The organism is Pelorhabdus sp. sgz311001 (assembly GCF_055901755.1).
The window spans coordinates 175695-194366 of record NZ_JBVXUT010000005.1 but is presented as its reverse complement, the minus strand read 5'-3'; the positions used below and the strand labels follow the sequence as shown (position 1 = coordinate 194366).

The following is an 18672-nucleotide window of genomic DNA, read 5'->3' as shown; positions in this document are numbered from 1 at the left end:
GGTCTTTTACAGGAAGGATCTGAATAGTATGTCAAAAGACGATTCTATAGACAGGTTGCTATCACAGTGCGTCGAGTGTGGCATGTGTCAGGATCAATGTTTTTTATTGCAGGAGAGTGGCCAGTCACCGCTAGCTATGGCGAGAAGAGGGATTACGCTAGAAGAGGCTCGGAGTTGTTTCTTTTGCGGTGCCTGTGAAACGGCCTGCCCTCAGTCGCTCAGTCCTAGTGCCTTGTTTCTAGCCAGACGCCAAGAAGGTATTCTTGCTGGTGAAATAATCGATAGCGAGTACATATATATGCTGCCTGATCGCAAGAATCACTTGGCAAAAGCGTATCGTTCGTATTATCAGGTTGATTACAGCGATATTTCTTATCGAGAAAATTGTGGCGAAAAGCGGTGCTTTTTCCCAGGCTGCACTCTAATGACCTATTCATCGGCTCTTACACGTGAAATTTGGCGGCAGTTACAAGCACAGGGATCTCCTGCGGATTTGTGGGAGGAATGCTGTGGCAAGCTTTTGGTTCAGGTTGGTTTAAATGATCGTGTCGAGCAGTTTCATCAGAGACTGCGGGATTTTGTGAAGAGAAATGAAATCCAGGAAGTGATTGCTGCTTGTCCTGGTTGTTACTATGAATTGCGTGATATTTTTGCTGGAATGGGTGTTACCGTAAAAACTGTTTATGAAGTTCTTACTTTTTGGCGGCGCGATGACGACAAGAAGCTATATACAATTCATGATTCTTGTCCAGATCGGCAGGAAGGAGTTTTTGCTAAGCAAGTTAGGAATGCTTTACGAGCAAGCGGTTTTCGTTGTGCCGAGATGCCGCATCATGGACAAGAGACTATTTGCTGTGGCAGCGGTGGTCAGGTATCGCATTTTCGACCGGAACGAGTTGCAGAGCTTGTGCAGCAAAGGCAACAGGAAGCGGCAGCTTTGCAGGCGGATACAATTCTTGCTTATTGTCTTAGTTGTGTATTAAAGTACGATACTGCATTAGCCACTGTGCCGGTTATGCATGTCTTGGCGTTGCTGCTAGGAGTAGATGAAGATTATCATGGTGGTAAGAACCGCCTCGAAACCATGTTTAGCAACAGTGATGGCAAAGCGCGATGGGAACAGTTATTTGCAGATGAAGGGGATAATAAACATGACAAATAAAGAACTAGTTGCACGATTTCGTGAAATTTTAACATTGCGGTGGTCACCTGTTGCCGTAAAGCTGCTGAAAGACGGTGAGGCTGTTCCTGCCGGAGTAATGGAACCGGCTGTGCCGCTGCGTCATTGTCAATCCATTAATCTAGCGCGGCGCGGCAATGGACTCTATATGCCGCCTAGCCGACACGCTTGCCCCGACGGTGCTGCCATTATGGGATTGATTCCTATGGCGCCGAAATTACGGTCTGGGGAGTTATATTTGTTGTTTAAAAAGCTTCCTAATATTGAATGCGCCCAAAAGATGATTGCCTCGCGGCCGGAATTTGATGCCGGTACTTATAGTGCTTCGGTTATTGCACCGCTAGAAGCAGCGGAATTTGAACCAGATGTAGTTATTTTTACTCTCTATCCCGAGCAGATGATGTGGCTTTGTTGTGCATCAAGTTATGGCAGTGGCGAACGCCATATTTTTCATACTTCCGGTTATAATTCGACTTGTGCTGATTTAACAGTGCAAGTAATGAAAAGCCAAAAAATGAATATATCCTTTGGCTGTTATGGGGCCAGGGCTATTACTGATTTAAATGATTTTGAAGCTTATCTTTCTGTGCCTTTTAAACAAATGGAGTCACTTGCCGAATCTTTGCAGAAACTTTCGCTTAAAAGCATACCGGAGGCGCGCAACAAGATCTATATGCCACCTGTAATTAGAAGCAGTTCGGCAGTATCTGCGGCAACGGGAGCGTATCGTGTTACGATAACTGTTGATGATAGTCGCTGCAATGGTTGTGGTCTCTGTGAGGCCTTTTGTCCGGAAGAGGTTATGAGAGTAAAATCGAATTCTGCTGGTAATGGTTCTATTGCCTTTGCGTCGACAGACAAGAAATGCTGCGCTTGCTATACCTGTGTTGGACAATGTCCACAAAAGGCGATCCGAATTGAGGTGAATCAGGAAGAAATTTTGGACTGAGCAGGCACGATGAAAGATACGCAAATATCAGGAGAAATGGTGGGACAGCCATGAAAAATGGAATTCTTGTTTTTACGAAAGTACCTGAGGCAGGCAAAACAAAAACACGGTTAACCATAGAAAAAGGCGGGATTTTCACGGCGGAAGAAGCGAAAATGTTTTATGAACACTGTCTTCTTGATGTAGTGGAACATTGTTTGGCCGCGCAATGCGGCGATGTGTATCTTTGCTATAATCAAGATGGGGATCGCGGTTACTTAGAACAGATACTAGGAAAAATTGCTGCTTTCGATTCTATTGCAGGGATCTTTCCCGATCAGGGCGGTGATTTTAATGAAGTGATGCAATACGGCGCTGATTATTTGCTTGGCCGAGGGCAGGGCCCGCATCGAACAGACAGTATTTTAATTGTTGGCGGCGATATGCCTGTACTACAGCCCGTTGTTCTGCAAAATGCGGCGAGGGAACTGTATCGTCTAGCGCAATCAGAAGCCGGGATGCGTTGTGCCTCGCTTCATTCAGGCCAACAGGAAGAAGTTGGCGCTGCGCTCGTGGAATCAGCTGATCAGGCTGGAGGATTTAATGTAATTGCTTATACGCGGACAACGCCGTTTCGCTTTACCAATCTGTTCTATGATCGAAATGGCGGAACCGTTCTTGATCTTGTTATTAAAAAAGTTAAAGAAAATAAGATTCCCCTGGGGATGGTAGAAATGGTGCCGGATATTGATTTACCGGAAGACTTGGGCGGGATGCTGCCAGTTATGCATACGATGCAGACTGCGTCGTTGTATAGTCAGGATATTTTATCACCTCGCTGGACGATTGATTCCTTACAGAAACTGCAAATAGAAGCCTTTGCAGAGGTTCCCGAAGAAGAAGTGGGCGAATCACCGAAGTGAAATTACAGAATAATAAAAATTTTACAATTGATATATTAGTTAATTTATTTTATACTGAATTTGGTAGAGTGTTGCAGGCCCGGTTTACGTCCGGTTCTTATCAGTAAGAATTAGGAGGACTTTACGGTGGCTAGTTTCAATCAGATTTACCCTGTATCGACAAAGCATTCCGAGCAAGTACCTGAGGCGAAAGAACGCGTAGCATGGGAACGTTGGCAGAACATTTTGCAGTATAAGCAAAAGTTTTTTCAAAATCAGGAGACCGATGCTTGCCCGAAAGATTTTATGAATCAAGAGGTATTTGATTCTTGGATTCGTTCGCGCAGCTTAGGGGTCGATCCTTATTCGATTGTAAAGCACGCTAATTTGGCACAGGCTAATTTGGAAGAGTTGCTGCAAAAATATCATTTATTGATTCATATTACGAATTCGGTTATCGAAAATATAAAGGATAAACTTATTGCCTGTGGCGATATTCTGTATTTATTTGATAAGAGTCGTGTAGCTTTGCTAAGTGAAGGGAACTGGGAAGCTGTTCAGCTGTTTCAAGAAAAAAACTCGCGCCTTGGTATTGTTTCCGATGAACATTCGGAGGGGACGACGGCCCATGAACTGTGTATTCGTCTAGGAAAACCAGTTCAACTGCTGGGGCCCGAACATTACTGTATCGCCTTTCAAGACTGTATTTCTTCTGCTGCTCCTATTCGTGATGAGAATAATGAAGTGACAGCGGTCCTTGTTCTGCTCAATTCCCCGTTTACGGAAGAGATTGATAAAGAAGTACTAGAAAAAACTTGTTTTCATAGTTTTGGTATTGTTGCGTCGCTGGCGTCCAGTATTGAAACACAGTATAAAGTCGCTAAAATGGTTTGTGGTGCCGCTAAAGATCAGGAGAAAGACAGTATTTCGGGCTGGGATTTCTCTTTTACGATGGCGCGAATGACGGCGGCTCATCATGCGTTGCTTACTATGATGGCTATGACGAACGAAGGCATTGTTGTTACGGATCGCCAAGGGAAAATTCTGCATGTTAACGCTCGGGGGCTGTCACTGTTCAATCTTCCGGAATCAAATATGGTTGGTATGAATATTGCGGTTTTCTTTCAGCAGGTGCCTTCACTCATTCCGGCGATTGAAAAAGGTGAAACAGTTACGATAGAAGGAACTATCGGGAGCGGCAGCAATCGACAAGTATGGCAGATTTCTGTAATGGCTGAGATGAATTCCTATACGCAACAGCGTGATATTGTTGTTGTTATGCTTTCGCCAGTGGAGAAGAGCGTTACTGGTATCGTGAAAGGCGGACGTAGAGGCGTTGCTCTGACCGATACGGCGTTTGAACACTTGATCGGTGAAAGCAACAAACTGAAAAAAAGTATTGCTATGGCCCGACAGTTTTCTTGTATGGGAGAAAGTATTTTGCTTACTGGCGAAAGCGGCACGGGTAAAGAGCTGTTTGCTAAGGCGATACATCAGATGTATCGGCCGCAGGGACCCTTTATTGCTGTTAACTGCGCAGCTATGCCCGCTCAGCTTATCGAAAGCGAAATGTTTGGCTATGAAGGCGGTAGTTTTACGGGCGCTGAACGAAGCGGACGGCCTGGTAAAATTGAGCTAGCTCATGGCGGGACGCTTTTTCTTGATGAGATCGGCGATATGCCGCTTGAACTGCAGGCTGTATTGCTGCGAACGCTGGAAGATAAGCAAGTTATGCGTATTGGCGGACGTTACTATAAGCAGGTCGATTTTCGACTGATTTCAGCTACCAATAAGAACTTATATCAGATGGTACAAGAAAATAAATTTCGTGGTGATTTATTCTTTCGATTGTCTGTGTTGCCAATCAATATTCCTCCTTTGCGCGAGCGCGGTAACGATATTGCAACTTTAAGTCAGTATTTTGTAGAGAATTACTGCTTGAAGAATGGCTGGAAGATTCCCCAGATCAGTTTGTCAGCTCAGAAGATTATTGAGCAATACACTTGGCCTGGTAATGTGCGGCAGTTGCAAAATGCGATGATTTATTCGGTTAATATGTGTTCTGACGGTATAATTAAGCCGGACAACCTGCCTTATTATATTCCGCTGGAGGCTTGTGCCCAGGAACAAGGCGGGAGAAGCGACAGCAGCGAATCGATTGGCGAGATTCTGTGTTTAGAAAAGCTAGAGAAAAACGCGATAGAAACAGCTTTGAATTATACGAATAAGTGTGTGCCAAGTGCGGCGGAAATTCTAGGAATCAGTCGATCCACGTTGTATCGGAAGTTAAAAGAATATCATATTGGCTATTGAACGGTGAAAAAGATTCGGCAGATGTTGTCGGGTCTTTTTTTATCCTACATTTAGAAAAGGCGTGTCATTTTGATACAAGAAGACGTGAGGTTTGGTGAGCTCTGATCCTTTTCTGCCTTGAAAACAAGCTGAATGTTTATAAAATAACAATGGCATGGTTATTGCATAAATTAACGATAACGGCAAATGAAGATCATTTCGTGCGCTGTAATGTCAGGAAGGAGGCAATAGGGAGAATATGATTGATATGACGGAAGAAGGAATAGAAGTTAAGAAATCTTGCTGCTATTTTTGTCATCAAAATTGCGGTGTACTAGCTTATGTAAAAGACGGAAAAGTGCTTGATATTGAAGGGGATTCTGATTTTCCGACCAACCAAGGCGGTTTGTGTTGCCGGGGAAATATTGCTATGCAGCATCTTGATCATCCGGATCGGGTCAATTACCCTTTGAAACGGGTTGGTAAGCGGGGCGATGGTCAATGGCAGCGCATTTCCTGGGATCAAGCGCTTGATGAAATTTCCGCAAAGCTTTCAGAAATCCGTGATTCTTTCGGTGCTGAAGCGGTTGCTACGGCTGGCGGCACGCAGAGAACAGACGACTGGGCAAGACGGAGGTTTATGAATTTGTTCGGTAGTCCTAATGGATTTCATAATTCTCATCTTTGCTGGATTCCCACGTTCATGGTAGAAACCGCTATTTATGGCTGGTGTCCTTTTGATTTGGATCTTGACAGCAGTCGCTGTCTCGTTTTATGGGGGCAAAACCCCGGGGCGTCAGGTATGCCGGAAATGCATCATATTATGGATCTGAAAGCAAAAGGTTTGAAACTGATTGTGATTGATCCGCGCTATACAGAAACGGCGGCAAAAGCCGATATGTGGCTTCCCATACGACCTGGATCAGACTTGGCTCTGGCGCTTGCCTGGCTGAATGTTATTATTTTTGAAGGGCTCTTTGATCCGGAATTTGTTGATGAATGGTGCGAAGGCTTTGGTGAATTGGCCGATCATATTGAAGAGTATACGCCGGAGTGGGCAGAACCGCTGACTTGGATTAGCGCTGATAAGATTAGGGAAAGCGCGCACATGTATGCGATGAATAAACCAGGCAATATTCAATGGGGAACGTCGATTGACCAGATCGGCCGACCAGCTGGGGCAGCCATGCAGGCACGGGCTTTGCTGCGGGCTATTACCGGTAATTTGGATGTGCCAGGATCAGACCTTTTGACAGGGCCGAGTCCTGAATTTGTTACGGATGAGGAAATGGAAGCGAATGATAAGCTGCCTGATGGACAGAAAGCGAAGCAGATTGGTTCGGATCAGTTCCGCCTGATTACTTGGCCGGGATATAGCCGGATTGCTGAGCTGACAAAAGAAGTATGGGGCAAGGCGCCAACGGCTGAATGGATGTGTGAGGCTCATCCGCCCTCTGTATTCAAGGCTATATTGACAGAAAAGCCCTATCCCGTAAAAGCCTTACTTGTTTCGGCAACAAACCCAATCAATTCCTATGGTGATTCGAATCTAACGTTGGAAGCCTTAAAAGCTGTTGATTTTCTTGTAACTTGTGACTACTGGCTGACACCGACGGCAATGCTGTCTGATTATGTGCTGCCGATTGCCGGAGCGTTGGAACGACCGACGATTACAAGTTCTTATGGCTGCGCCGACTTCCTACTTGCATCACAACGGGCCATTCAGCCAATGTATGAACGACGCAATGATTATAATTTCTGGCGTGATCTAGGTCTGCACCTTGGGCAGGATGGGATGTGGTCATGGGAAACCGTGGAAGATGCTTATTACAGTAAAATTGAACCACTAGGCTATGGCGTAAAAAACTATGACGAATTCGTAGAAAATTACCGTTTCCATTTCCCCGAACGGGAATATCAAAAATATAAACGGATAGGTTTTGCCACGCCGTCAAAAAAGGTAGAGCTTTATTCAACGGTACTAAAAGATCTAGGTTATCCGCCACTGCCAACCTATGTTGGTCCATCAGAAAATGAATTAGATGATCCGGAGATTGCCGACGAGTACCCGCTGGTGTTAACGACAGGCGGCGGATTTATGCCTTACCATCACTCGGAACATTTCCAGATTAAGGAGCTCCGTTTCTTGCGTCATGAGCCCTATATGGATATCAATCCGATTACAGCCGAAAAACTAGCAATTCATGATGGCGACTGGGTATGGATTGAAACGAAACGAGGTCGTATCAAACAAAAGGCAAATCTGACACAAAGCATTGATCCCCGGGTCGTATTCGTACAGCGCGGCTGGTGGTATCCGGAGCGCGATATGAATGCGCCAGAACTTGGCGGCTGTATGGAATCCAATGCGAATGTTTTGACAAGTGTGAATGATGATGACTGTGATCCTTTTAGCGGCGCATGGGCCAACCGTGGGCTGCTCTGTAAGGTATATAAAGTGACTGCAGCTAATGCAAAGGAGGCGAAGTGAGATGACGCGTTATGCTATGGTGATTGATACGCGCCGTTGTATCGGTTGCCATTCTTGTACCGTTGCCTGTAAGGTTCATAACCATCTCCCCCTTGATATGATCTATAATCCGGTTACGACGATTGGGCCTACTGGTGTATTTCCTGATGTGCATATGGTGCATCTGCCACTTTTATGCATGCATTGCGGCAACTCTCCCTGTGTTGACGCTTGTCCGACGGGGGCATCGCAGCAAAATGACGACGGTATTGTTTTTGTGGAAGAGAAAAAGTGCATTAGTTGTAAGGCTTGCGTGATGGCTTGCCCTTACGGTGCGCGAGTTTCCAATCATGAAAAAGGGACTGTGCAAAAATGTGACTTTTGTAAAGATCGCATTTATGCGGGATTACTGCCGCATTGCGTGAAAACCTGTCACCAGAAGGCGAGAATTTTTGGTGATCTTGATGATCCGTCTAGTGAAGTATATAAGCTAGTTCATTCCAATCATCCAGTACGATTATTGGGAGAACTGGGAACAGAGCCCTATGTATTTTATATTTGTGATTCGGAGGTGAAGCTCTGATGAGTCAGAAGCATGATATTTGGGGATGGATGCTGGCTGTTGATATTTTTCTTGCTGGCATGGGCGGCGGAATGCTCGTGATTATAGGAGTCCTTGATTTGTTTGTGGGAGAAGGACGGACTTCTTTGCTTGCTAATGTATTAGCGCCTGTAGTGATTGGTCTGGGGTCGGCTATGCTGATTCTCGAACTAGGAAGACCGTTCCAGGCCTTACGGGTATTTATGAATCCTAAAGCAATCCTGACAGTTGGTGCTTGGTGTATGTCTTTTGCGATTACCTTCGGACTGATTTATGCGTCCTTTGGTTTTGATTTCTTTTACTGGAGCAATTGGGCGCTTATTCGTAAGATTTTTGCGATCCTTTGTGCCGTCAGTGGTCTTGTTGTTGCCACGTATCCCGGGGTTTTACTCGCACGGCACAAAGGTCGGCCGTTCTGGCATGGGCCTGGCATAATGGTTTTATTCGTTCTTTCGTCTTTTGTAACCGGATTGGCAGCCCATATTCTGTGCGGTCTAGTAATTCCGCCAGCTACACTGACTGATGCGCTGTCCGTATTTCCGACGATTGCCGCAGTATTGCTCTTTTTTCAATTGCTGTTTTGGCTGGGCTATGTGGCTGTTAAAAAGAGCGGCGGTCAGGCGGCGGAAACTGTGGCGGCCCAGCGTTGGCTGAAGGGGGATTTTTCCCTGTGGTTTAAAGGCGGATTCCTGTTTGTTGGTACGCTTGTGCCGCTGATTCTATTACTGTCTGATTCAATGAACCTGCGAGCAGCTGGAGCTGCTTTAACGCTCTTTGGCGGTATAACCATGCGTATGTTGGTTATTTATGGTGGTAAAGACCGCACTTGGCTGCCAGGAGAAGTATTGTATCGGTCTCGTCTGCCCAAAGGTGATGAGGCCTTTATTAAAGCTTGGAACAAGTAATAAAGCTAATATCTACCCATTGAGTTAGGAGTGAGCCATGTGCAATTATCTAAGCCGAAGCAACAAACCAACCTGATTGATACGACTAAGAGTGTCTGCCCTGTTTGTTTGAAGGTAATTGCAGCACAGATTACTACGCGTGATCAGGCTGTCTATATGGAAAAAGAATGTCCGGAGCACGGCGCTTTTGAGTCTTATTTATGGCCTGATGCCGAGCACTATCGTTGGATGAGCAGTTTTCACTTTCCTTATATAAAACCGCAAACTGTTCGACCGTCAACGGGCCGCTGCCTTGAAGACTGCGGCCTATGTGAAACACACCGCCGTCGTCCGACTTTGGTTGAATTTGAAACGACTCACCGTTGTAATTTGCGCTGTCCTGTCTGCTTCATGGCGGCTGGGGAAGAGGCTTGCGTAGAAGATAAGGAGTACTCTTTGCCAGTACTGAAAGGCATGTTTGAAACGGTAAGAGATCAAGTCGGTTTTGATGTTAGTATTCAACTCACTGGCGGTGAACCAACAGTACGGCCTGATTTGCCTGATATTGTAGCATTAGGAAGAAGCGTTGGATTTTCAGCGATTGAAATCAATACTAACGGCCTGGTTATTGCCGAAGATGAGGCTTATTTAGCCAAGCTTGCTGCGGCGGGGATCAGTGGCGTGTACTTGCAGTTTGACGGAATGAACGGCTCTTTATATAAAACAATCCGCGGTCGTGACCTTTTGGCAAAAAAAATGCAAGCGATTGCCAATTGTCGACGCCAGGGAGTTCAGGTGGTATTAGCGATGACCGTTATTGCCGGCATCAACGATGATCACGTTGGAGCTGTCTTGAAATTTGCATTGGAAAATAATGATGTGATTGCTGGTGTAGCTTATCAGCCTGCTTTTGGTTCAGGCCGTTTTGATGTGGCGCCAGTGCGGCGCTTGACAATTGGCGACGTAGCCCATATGTTGGAACAACAAAGTGACGGTATTGTCAAAGCAAATGATTTTTGGCCGTTGGGCTGTTCCCATCCTCTATGTGATGCGGCAACTTATCTTGTGGAACAGGATGGGGCTATTGTTTCACTTACGAGTATGATTACGCCCCAAACCTATCAAGCGGCTTTTGATCCGTCCAGTCCGCAAGGGGCGGTATTTCCTGATATTGCGCAAGCCTTATTTCCTGAGATACAACGTGGATTGTCAGTCGTTATGATGAATTTTATGGATGCGGATATTCTTGATTTGAAAAAAATACAGGAATGCAGCATGACCGTTATGGGGCCTGATGGCCATATTATTCCTTTTTGCGTGTATCAGTTGACAAATAAAGAGGGAAAAAGGAAGAATGAGTTATGACGAGTCAACCGAATGATCTAGAGGCAGCCAATTTGGTCAAAACGAATTGTCGTTTCTGCGGTTATCAGTGCGGGCTGTTGGCTGACGTGAAAAATGGTAAAGTGAAAAGTGTTAGACCGGATCCCACGCAGTATCCTGGTGATGAAAGCATTCAGCGCGGTTGCTCGCGCTGGCGGTTGGCGCCGCAATTTATTGATCATCCGGAGCGGATTAATTATCCACTGAAACGCGTGGGGGAGCGGGGCAGCGGCCAATGGCAGCGAGTATCGTGGGATGAGGCTCTTGGCGAAATTGCACAAAAGCTGGAAGAACTGAAAAATCGCTATGGACCGGAAATGCTGGCAACATGCATTGGCGGCCCTCATGCTATATATTGGCCTTTACATCGGTTTATGAATTTATTTGGCAGTCCCAATAATATGGGAATTGGCCAGATTTGTTGGAACCCAGGAACCTGGATCAATACCGTTTTATTTGGCTGGCCTATTGAAAGTGAACTTGATCCGGCAAAAACGAATTGTCTGGTTGTGTGGGGAATGAATCCTTCTGAATCAGATAATTCACTGCTATGGCGAGAGATGATTCATTTTCGTAAAACAGGTAAGCCCTTCATTGTTGTTGATCCGCGAAAAACTCGCGCCGCGCAGCTCGCGCAGTTATGGCTGCCTGTACGACCGGGAACTGATGCAATTCTGGTATTAGGGCTATTGCATGTAATTATTAAGGAAAAACTCTATGATCAAGCTTTTGTGGAAAATTGGTGCCATGGCTTTAGCGAGCTAGTTCAGCATGTTTCGGCCTATACGCCAGCAAATGTGGCCGAAAAAACTGGTGTTGAGGTTGAGCTGATTATAAAAGCGGCTCGCTTGTATGCGAAAAATGGTCCAGCCACACTCTTTTCGGGGAGAGGAATTGATCAGATTGGCTGCAATAGTGTACCGACCCATCATGGCCTAGCACTGTTGAAAGCCATTACAGGAAATATTGATCGTGATGGGGCTTCGCATATTCATGAAATGCCTGATTTTATTCCAGAATTAGATCTGGAACTGAGTGAAAATCTTCCTGATTCTGTGCGGCAAAAGCAGCTCAATCCGTTTTTACTGCAGTCTTATAAGGGGTATGATCGGGTTCGGGAGCTGACGATGCGCCATAATAAGCGGCTGCCGCTACGCTATCTGACATCGGCACAGCCTAATCTAGTCTGGAACGCGATCATCACAGGCAAACCTTATCCGATACGGTCGCTTGTGGTTATGGCAACGAATCCTTTGTTGACGCAGGCTGATACGCACTTAGTCTATAAGGCTTTAAAAAAGCTTGATCTATTGGTGTGTCTCGAACTATTTCAAACGCCAACAGCTATGCTGGCTGATTTTATCCTGCCAAGTGCGGGAGCGCTGGAGCGTCCCTTGTTTGAGACGAAAGCAGGTACGGCCAATATTGCTTACGGCGGTCAAAAAGCAGTGGCGCCGTATTATGAACGGCGTACAGACTATGCTTTTTGGCGGGAACTCGGATTGCGTCTAGGGCAGGAAGGTCAATGGCCTTGGGAAAGTTTAGAAGATACATTAGAAGATATTTTAGCGCCAACGGGATTTACGTGGCAGGATTTTTGCGAGTCCGGTCTATATTATCCCGAAGAAGATCACCAAAAATATGAACGGATTGACAGCCAGACTGGTAAGCCTGTTGGTTTTGCTACGATGACTGGCAAGGTAGAATTGTATAGCGAGCTTTTGAAAGCAATTGGCGGTGATCCACTGCCCAAAGTCCGACTAGGCCGCGATAAAGCTAAATTTCCGTTGCAACTGATTACCGGTGCTCGGTTTCAGCCTTATTATGCATCAAGTTTTCGGCAATTTGATGCTTTGCGCAAGCTCCATCCTGCACCGCTTATCGAAATGAGTCCCGCTACGGCCAAACAGCTGGGGGTAAGTGATGGAATTCCTGTATGGGTGGAAACAGAAAGAGGAAAAGCACGTTTTATTGTCAAAATTATTACGATGTGCGATGGCGTTGTGAGCGTAGAATATGGTTGGTGGTATCCAGAAATGGCCAAAGCAGAGCCTACGCTAAGCGGGCTTTGGATTGCCAATGCCAATATTTTGACTCAGGCCGATGCAGAAGCGGCGGATCCATTGACAGGAACCTCGGTATATAACGGGATTCCTTGCCGAGTCTGGTCCGTTGACTAGAGTGACGCAGGAGGGATCCGTATGAGCTTACGTAAAGTAAATGCGGAAGATGCAGTGGGAATGGTTTTAGGACGGAATTTGACGAGTCCTATTTCTGGCTATGGCGGCGAAGTACTGAAAAAAGGTCATGTTATTTGTGCCGAAGATGTTCCTTATTTAAAGAAAATGGGCAGTGATCCTATTTTCCTGTTAGATTTATTGCCTGGACAAATTCATGAAGAAGATGCGATTGTTCGGATTGCTGAATCTGTCTGCGGTGAAAATGTTGTTATGACTGAGCCGAAAGATGGACGGATTAATATTATTGCCGATAGTGACGGGTTGCTGAAAATCAATCGCACTGCAGTGACCGCGATTAATATGGTCGAGCATGCCGTTGTGTCAACGCGTCATGACAATATACTGGTAAAACGCGGCGAATTGTTGGCCGGAATCAAGGTAGTGCCTCTTGTTGTGAATGAAACAATGGTTCTTTCGGTCGAAAGTATCGCTGGTCAATACAATGGAATTATTTCTGTGAAATCGCTGCGCAATCTGAATGTTGGCGCGATCATTACAGGCAATGAAGTATATTATGGCCGGATTAAAGACCGTTATGCACCGATTTTTGCCGAAAAAGTGGCGGGGTATGGGGCAACGCTTGTCGATATTGTGTATCAGCCCGATGATCGTGAGGCGATCAAGCAAACCATTCTTGACTATAAAGAGCGCGGGGTAGACATTATTATTGCCACAGGTGGTATGTCTATTGATCCGAGCGATGTGACGCCTGACGCAATTCGCTCTACAGGAGCGCAGGTTGTTACGTATGGAACACCAGTACTGCCAGGTGCTATGTTTATGCTGGCTTACCATGGCGATACGGTGATTATGGGCATGCCTGGCTGTGGCATGTATGCTAAAATTACTATTTTTGATCTTGTTTTTCCACGAATTTTGGCCGGAGAATGGATGTCAAAACTTGATTTTGCGGAACTCGGTTATGGCGGCCTTTGTTTGCAGTGCAATACTTGTACCTATCCTGTTTGTCCTTTTGGTAAATAACAAGTATGAACAATAAAATAGATAAATAACAAGGAAGGATCGTTTGATAAAAGCGATCCTTCCTTGTTGTTTATCTCATTGTGTCAAAATGGGAATCGGAAAAACTAAATCGCAAAATGAAACGAAAAGAGAAGAGCTTTTCTGCCAAAGTCCCCCTATTCCTGCTGTTGGGACATTGGCACAAAACTTGCTAAAGTATAAATGGACGAAACATTCAAATTTTTTACTGGAAGAACTTATAACAAGAAAGGAGCTCAGGAGTTGCGAGATGACACCTACGATTACCTTTGCTCAGGAAAGTGACGAAGCTGCACTAAGAAATCTCTTTTTATCATATCAAATGGATATAGCGGGGCCCGCGGAATTTCATGTCGTTGTGAGGAAGGGCGATAAAATAGCGGCAGGTGCTATGGTTGTACCGACTGAAGTGGTGGGGGAATTCCACTTAGCTGTTTTTGCTGTTGAACCAGGCTGGCAAGGAAAACGTTTAGGAGCGAGCTTTCTTCAAGCGTTGATCAAAAATCCAGCCCGTTACTGTTATGATTTTTCCGAAGCAACGCCGGAAGTGTTTCGGGTTACGACTGTTGCAAAGGGGAGTGCCGTTGGCTTTTATGAAAAATACGGTTTTATTGTGAGTGATTTTTCTAAGCTCGCTTATCCCTTTGACTGTCAGTGCCAATTCTGTTGTTCGCAAGACGAATGTCGGCCTGTAGCTATGCTTGCGGAAAGGATGCGGAAAAAGCTATGAAAGAAATTGTAAATCATTTCATGATATTAGGATCAGGTTGTGGCCCTGGTGTTCCTTCGTTTTTTTGTTCTTGCGCGGAATGTAGAGCAGCTAAGGAAAAGCGAGCACTTAGAAGAACACGCAGCAGTGCTCTGGTGCAGAGTGGTGACTATCGGATTTTGATTGATGTTTCACCAGATATCAGACAACAGCTTATTGACCATGATATCGATTCATTTGATGAAGTGTGGATTACTCATTGGCATTATGACCACTTTGGCGGCTTAGGGGAGCTGGAGTATTATATACGACTCAAACGAAAAAGCAAGGTTCTGTTGCGGCTGCCGCCTAGCGCTGTACAGGAATGTCAGGCAACGTTTCCTCAGTTGAACGATATTATTCAGATAGAACCATGGGTTTTTGAACAACCAGTTGACTTTGGCGATATACAGATCATGACTCTTCCAGCTGAACATGGCATAGAAACGGCAGGCATACTTTTGACTTCACCCAAAGGAGCGATTGCCTACTTTACCGATACAGCCGGATTGCCGAGTGTAACAGAGAAATATGTAAAAGGAGCACAATGGCTTATCTGTGATGCAACTTTTTATGGCGACAACTGGTATCCTAAGTCGCATATGTCAGTTGATCAGGCTATTTTATTGGGCGAAAAAATGCAGGTTGAACATACTGTCTTGACCCATTTGTCTATGCATTATGCTCAAGCGATTTCTACTCAGGAATTAGAAACTGTTTTGCAAAAGTACAATACAGTAAGTATTGCCTATGATGGTCGCAGCTTTGCCTTGTAATAATTGATGATGGAAAACAGGAGGACACTATGGAGGATTTTACAGCGTATATACAGGAGGCAAAAATGCCTTTAACTCGTTCCGAACTTCACAGTTTACAGATCAATGTCGGTTATATGTGTAATTTGCACTGCAACCATTGTCATGTGGACGCTGGCCCGCAGCGAGAGGAAATGATGGGGCCTGATGTACTCAGTGATTGTATGGCCTTTGTCAGACGGACTCGGATTTCTCATATTGATATTACTGGCGGTGCGCCTGAACTGAATCCGCAGTTGCCTTATCTCATACTAGGATTGCGCAAGCTGCCTTCGGTTAAAACGATTACCGTACGGAGTAACCTGACGCTCTTGGAACATAAGAAGTATTCCTATTTAAGATCGTTTTTCCGGGAGCAGCAAGTAGGTATTATTGCATCTTTGCCTTGTTATACAGCTGAAAACGTCGAAGCACAGCGTGGCGCCGGGGTTTATGATTCTAGTATCCGCGTGTTACAAAAGCTTAATAAAATTGGTTACGGAACAGAACCGAATCTTACGCTGGATTTAGTATACAATCCAGGAGGCCCTGTATTGCCAGGGCCACAGGCGGAGTTGGAAGCGGATTATAAACGCATCCTCTGGGAAAATTTTGCGATCCAGTTCAATCATTTGTTTACGATCACGAATGTGCCAGTCGGCCGTTTTCGTCAGCACTTGGAGCAGGAGGGGGAACTGGATTCGTATATTAAGATGCAGGCCAATCATTTTAATGAAAAAAACCTGGAGAAAGTCATGTGTTGCAGCCAAGTGAGTGTAGATTGGCAGGGGCGTTTGTATGATTGTGATTTCAATCAGGCACTCCAACTGCCGATTCCTGGCATCGCTACTGTGGCTGAGGCAACAGCGCAGGATGTGCTGGGAAAAGCCGTTTGTGTTGGAGAACACTGTTTTTCCTGCGTAGCGGGCGCTGGCAGCAGCTGTCAGGGATCATTAGCTGAGGCGGCAGTCGGGGAATGAAAAAGCGGTTGGGGCCTTCACTATTACCGTTTCCGTCACCAGTATGGCTCATTGGTACCTATGACGAGCTGGATCGTCCTAATGTGATGCCCCTTTCCTGGGGAGGTATCTGCTGTTCTGAGCCGCCTTGTCTTGCTATTTCGGTGAAAAAAGAACGTTATACTTATGAAAATATACGCAAACAAGAAGCTTTTACAGTTAATATTGTTTCAACTATGCAGATGGTGCAGGCTGATTATACGGGAATGCACTCAGGGCGAGAGGAAGACAAGTGCCTGGCTTTAGGCTGGCAGGCAGGATCCGGCGTTTTGGTTCATGCGCCAGTTTTTGCACAAGCGCTTGTAGTATTTGAATGTCACGTTCGCTGTCAACTGGAACTAGGATCACACTGGCAGTTTATCGGTGAAATTTTAGAGGTTCACGCTGAGGAAGCAGTGCTTGATGAACAGAATGCAGTGCGTATGGCAAGCGTTTCACCGCTAATAAGCAGTGCTATTGACAGGAAGTATTATAAGTTGGGAGCGACAATTGGCAGCACCTATGCGGCAGGAAGCAAATGGAATAAATCCTAGATGATAAATATATATCTCCGAGCCGTGCGATCTAAAGTTCGCCAGGATTGCACGGCCTGGGCTCACAGCCCGCAAGGTAACCGGAGAAATCCGGCTGCCTCCTGTTTGGAAAGGAGACGCATAAGAAAACTTTAAGAGAGTTTTCGTACGTTTCCTGTATGAAAGTTCTTTTAAAGTTTTTGTCTTTATTTAAAGGAGAAGGGTGGGGACTCGGATGAAAGATAGTTTTGGCCGAGAAATTGACTATTTGCGTATTTCTGTTACGGATCGCTGCAACCTGCGCTGCCGCTACTGTATGCCCGAAGAAGGCGTTGATAATATTGGACATTATGGCGTTTTATCGTTGGAGCAGATTGAACGGATCGTTGTTTTAGCTGCTGGTCTTGGTATTTGCAAGGTGCGTTTTACCGGTGGAGAGCCGCTCGTTCGTAAAGATATTACAAAGCTAATCAGGGCAACAGCAGAACAGGCGCAAATTGAAGACATTGGTCTTACAACAAATGGCGTTCTGTTTACGGCTATGGCTAGAGAATTAAAAGCAGCAGGGCTTACTCGGGTAAATTTCAGTTTAGATAGTCTTAAAGAGGACTGTTTTCACTATATCACCCGTCGGGGACATGTTGGTGATGTGACAAAAGCAATTGAAACCGCTCTGGAACTAGACATGAATCCTGTCAAGATCAATGTCGTTGTAATGAAGGGGATCAATGATCAGGAAATTGCTGATTTTGCCAGACTTGCTTTTAGATTGCCGCTTCATGTTCGATTTATCGAGTTTATGCCTGTAGGTGATTTGCCTTTTTATCAACAAGATCGCCTGATGGGTGTTGATGAAGTAAAGGAAATTATTGAGCAAGACTACAAGCTTCTTTCAACTTCGCTGGTACGAGGCGGTGGACCGGCGAAAAGCTATAATCTTGAAGGCGGCAAGGGGTCGGTAGGTTTTATCAGTCCGATGAGCCATCATTTTTGCCAAGAATGCAATCGGATTCGAATGACGGCTGATGGTAAGATTAGAGGCTGCCTTTTCGGGAAAAAAGAAATTAATGTACAACTAGCGTTGCAAAATGGTCTCAATGATGAAAAAATCACAGAGCTGTTGCGAAAAGCTATTTTGGAAAAGCCCAACAGGCATCATATGGCAGAAGGCTGGGGGGCCGACAATGAACGAAAAATGTATCAAATTGGAGGCTAATGATGGAATTTACGCATTTTAATACAGAAGGACGGGCTCGCATGGTCGATGTGAGCGCTAAGGACGATACGGTTCGAGTGGCTGTTGCCAGGGCTGTTGTAAAAATGCAAGCGGAAACCTTGCAGAAAATTGCGGCAGGAACCATGAAAAAAGGTGATGTTTTAGGTGTTGCACAGGTTGCCGGAATTATGGGCGCCAAGCAGACGTCGTCCCTGATACCGATGTGTCATCCGCTGTTTTTATCATCTGTTGATATTTCCTTTCAACTTGAGCCGGAAGAATCACAAATTGTAATTCTTTGCGAAGCGAAAACAACTGGTAAGACTGGCGTGGAGATGGAGGCTATTAGCGGCGCGTCCATTGCGGCGCTTACAATTTATGATATGAGTAAGGCCGTAGATCGCTGGATGACTATTACTGATATTGGCCTGCTAGAAAAACAGGGCGGGAAAAGCGGTCATGTACGGCGCAATGAAATTGATAGTGGTAAAGGGGACTGAC

General features: G+C 45.4%; 16 protein-coding genes and 1 riboswitch. All 16 genes read left to right on the top strand.

Features of this window, described 5'->3' with window-relative positions; translation table 11 throughout:
* Positions 1–28: 28 nt before the first annotated feature.
* The 16 genes from AC0MXB_RS13685 to moaC all read left to right on the top strand — a co-directional run bounded on the left by AC0MXB_RS13685 (position 29) and on the right by moaC (position 18671).
* On the top strand, positions 29–1162 hold the full coding sequence (locus AC0MXB_RS13685; RefSeq protein ID WP_474040265.1) for a (Fe-S)-binding protein: 1134 nt from the start codon (positions 29–31) through the stop codon (positions 1160–1162).
* On the top strand, positions 1152–2129 hold the full coding sequence (locus tag AC0MXB_RS13680; protein ID WP_474040264.1) for a DUF169 domain-containing protein: 978 nt from the start codon (positions 1152–1154) through the stop codon (positions 2127–2129). The genes AC0MXB_RS13685 and AC0MXB_RS13680 overlap by 11 nt, the downstream gene beginning before the upstream one ends.
* A gap of 50 nt (positions 2130–2179) precedes the next feature.
* The gene (locus tag AC0MXB_RS13675; protein ID WP_474040263.1) at positions 2180–3031 is read left to right on the top strand and encodes a TIGR04282 family arsenosugar biosynthesis glycosyltransferase; all 852 of its coding nucleotides are present in this window, start codon (positions 2180–2182) and stop codon (positions 3029–3031) included.
* 126 nt (positions 3032–3157) lie between these two features.
* On the top strand, positions 3158–5323 hold the full coding sequence (locus AC0MXB_RS13670; protein ID WP_474040262.1) for a sigma-54 interaction domain-containing protein: 2166 nt from the start codon (positions 3158–3160) through the stop codon (positions 5321–5323).
* 238 nt (positions 5324–5561) lie between these two features.
* On the top strand, positions 5562–7793 hold the full coding sequence (locus AC0MXB_RS13665) for a molybdopterin-containing oxidoreductase family protein (protein WP_474040261.1): 2232 nt from the start codon (positions 5562–5564) through the stop codon (positions 7791–7793).
* 1 nt (position 7794) lies between these two features.
* Positions 7795–8355 carry a 4Fe-4S dicluster domain-containing protein gene (locus AC0MXB_RS13660; protein ID WP_474040260.1) on the top strand — a complete coding sequence of 187 codons (561 nt, stop codon included), beginning with the start codon at positions 7795–7797 and terminating at the stop codon, positions 8353–8355.
* Positions 8355–9278: an NrfD/PsrC family molybdoenzyme membrane anchor subunit gene (gene nrfD / locus AC0MXB_RS13655; RefSeq protein WP_474040258.1), complete on the top strand. Its 924-nt coding sequence runs from the start codon at positions 8355–8357 to the stop codon at positions 9276–9278. The genes AC0MXB_RS13660 and nrfD overlap by 1 nt, the downstream gene beginning before the upstream one ends.
* Before the next feature lie 39 nt (positions 9279–9317).
* Positions 9318–10622: a radical SAM protein gene (locus AC0MXB_RS13650; RefSeq protein WP_474040257.1), complete on the top strand. Its 1305-nt coding sequence runs from the start codon at positions 9318–9320 to the stop codon at positions 10620–10622.
* Positions 10619–12820, top strand: a complete 2202-nt coding sequence (locus tag AC0MXB_RS13645) for a molybdopterin-containing oxidoreductase family protein (protein ID WP_474040256.1) — start codon at positions 10619–10621, stop codon at positions 12818–12820. The genes AC0MXB_RS13650 and AC0MXB_RS13645 overlap by 4 nt, the downstream gene beginning before the upstream one ends.
* Positions 12821–12841: 21 nt before the next feature.
* Positions 12842–13864, top strand: coding sequence for a molybdopterin-binding protein (locus AC0MXB_RS13640; RefSeq protein ID WP_474040254.1), 1023 nt, complete (start codon positions 12842–12844; stop codon positions 13862–13864).
* 268 nt (positions 13865–14132) lie between these two features.
* Entirely contained in the window at positions 14133–14612 is a 480-nt protein-coding gene (locus AC0MXB_RS13635) for a GNAT family N-acetyltransferase (RefSeq protein WP_474040253.1), read from the top strand.
* A complete protein-coding gene (locus tag AC0MXB_RS13630) occupies positions 14609–15406 on the top strand; it encodes an MBL fold metallo-hydrolase (protein ID WP_474040252.1) in 798 nt (265 codons plus the stop codon). Before AC0MXB_RS13635 ends, AC0MXB_RS13630 begins: the two co-directional genes overlap by 4 nt.
* Before the next feature lie 29 nt (positions 15407–15435).
* Positions 15436–16404 (top strand): arsenosugar biosynthesis radical SAM (seleno)protein ArsS, encoded by a 969-nt coding sequence (gene arsS / locus AC0MXB_RS13625; RefSeq protein ID WP_474040251.1) that lies wholly within the window; start codon positions 15436–15438, stop codon positions 16402–16404.
* Positions 16401–16976 carry a flavin reductase family protein gene (locus tag AC0MXB_RS13620; protein WP_474040250.1) on the top strand — a complete coding sequence of 192 codons (576 nt, stop codon included), beginning with the start codon at positions 16401–16403 and terminating at the stop codon, positions 16974–16976. The genes arsS and AC0MXB_RS13620 overlap by 4 nt, the downstream gene beginning before the upstream one ends.
* Before the next feature lie 3 nt (positions 16977–16979).
* Positions 16980–17108: riboswitch (molybdenum cofactor riboswitch) on the top strand.
* Positions 17109–17190: 82 nt separating this feature from the next.
* Positions 17191–18171: a GTP 3',8-cyclase MoaA gene (moaA, locus tag AC0MXB_RS13615; protein ID WP_474040249.1), complete on the top strand. Its 981-nt coding sequence runs from the start codon at positions 17191–17193 to the stop codon at positions 18169–18171.
* Complete coding sequence (moaC, locus tag AC0MXB_RS13610) at positions 18171–18671, top strand: cyclic pyranopterin monophosphate synthase MoaC (protein ID WP_474040247.1); 501 nt, start codon at positions 18171–18173, stop codon at positions 18669–18671. The genes moaA and moaC overlap by 1 nt, the downstream gene beginning before the upstream one ends.
* Position 18672 lies beyond the last annotated feature (1 nt).

What these genes read in the sequence shown, in the direction of transcription:
- moaA (WP_474040249.1), top strand. Translation starts at nt 17,191, where the DNA reads ATGAAAGATAGTTTTGGCCGAGAAATTGACTATTTGCGTATTTCTGTT.
- AC0MXB_RS13630 (WP_474040252.1), top strand. Translation starts at nt 14,609, where the DNA reads ATGAAAGAAATTGTAAATCATTTCATGATATTAGGATCAGGTTGTGGC.
- nrfD (WP_474040258.1), top strand. Translation starts at nt 8,355, where the DNA reads ATGAGTCAGAAGCATGATATTTGGGGATGGATGCTGGCTGTTGATATT.
- AC0MXB_RS13675 (WP_474040263.1), top strand. Translation starts at nt 2,180, where the DNA reads ATGAAAAATGGAATTCTTGTTTTTACGAAAGTACCTGAGGCAGGCAAA.
- moaC (WP_474040247.1), top strand. Translation starts at nt 18,171, where the DNA reads ATGATGGAATTTACGCATTTTAATACAGAAGGACGGGCTCGCATGGTC.
- AC0MXB_RS13680 (WP_474040264.1), top strand. Translation starts at nt 1,152, where the DNA reads ATGACAAATAAAGAACTAGTTGCACGATTTCGTGAAATTTTAACATTG.
- AC0MXB_RS13685 (WP_474040265.1), top strand. Translation starts at nt 29, where the DNA reads ATGTCAAAAGACGATTCTATAGACAGGTTGCTATCACAGTGCGTCGAG.
- AC0MXB_RS13645 (WP_474040256.1), top strand. Translation starts at nt 10,619, where the DNA reads ATGACGAGTCAACCGAATGATCTAGAGGCAGCCAATTTGGTCAAAACG.
- AC0MXB_RS13660 (WP_474040260.1), top strand. Translation starts at nt 7,795, where the DNA reads ATGACGCGTTATGCTATGGTGATTGATACGCGCCGTTGTATCGGTTGC.
- AC0MXB_RS13620 (WP_474040250.1), top strand. Translation starts at nt 16,401, where the DNA reads ATGAAAAAGCGGTTGGGGCCTTCACTATTACCGTTTCCGTCACCAGTA.
- AC0MXB_RS13635 (WP_474040253.1), top strand. Translation starts at nt 14,133, where the DNA reads ATGACACCTACGATTACCTTTGCTCAGGAAAGTGACGAAGCTGCACTA.
- AC0MXB_RS13665 (WP_474040261.1), top strand. Translation starts at nt 5,562, where the DNA reads ATGATTGATATGACGGAAGAAGGAATAGAAGTTAAGAAATCTTGCTGC.
- arsS (WP_474040251.1), top strand. Translation starts at nt 15,436, where the DNA reads ATGGAGGATTTTACAGCGTATATACAGGAGGCAAAAATGCCTTTAACT.
- AC0MXB_RS13640 (WP_474040254.1), top strand. Translation starts at nt 12,842, where the DNA reads ATGAGCTTACGTAAAGTAAATGCGGAAGATGCAGTGGGAATGGTTTTA.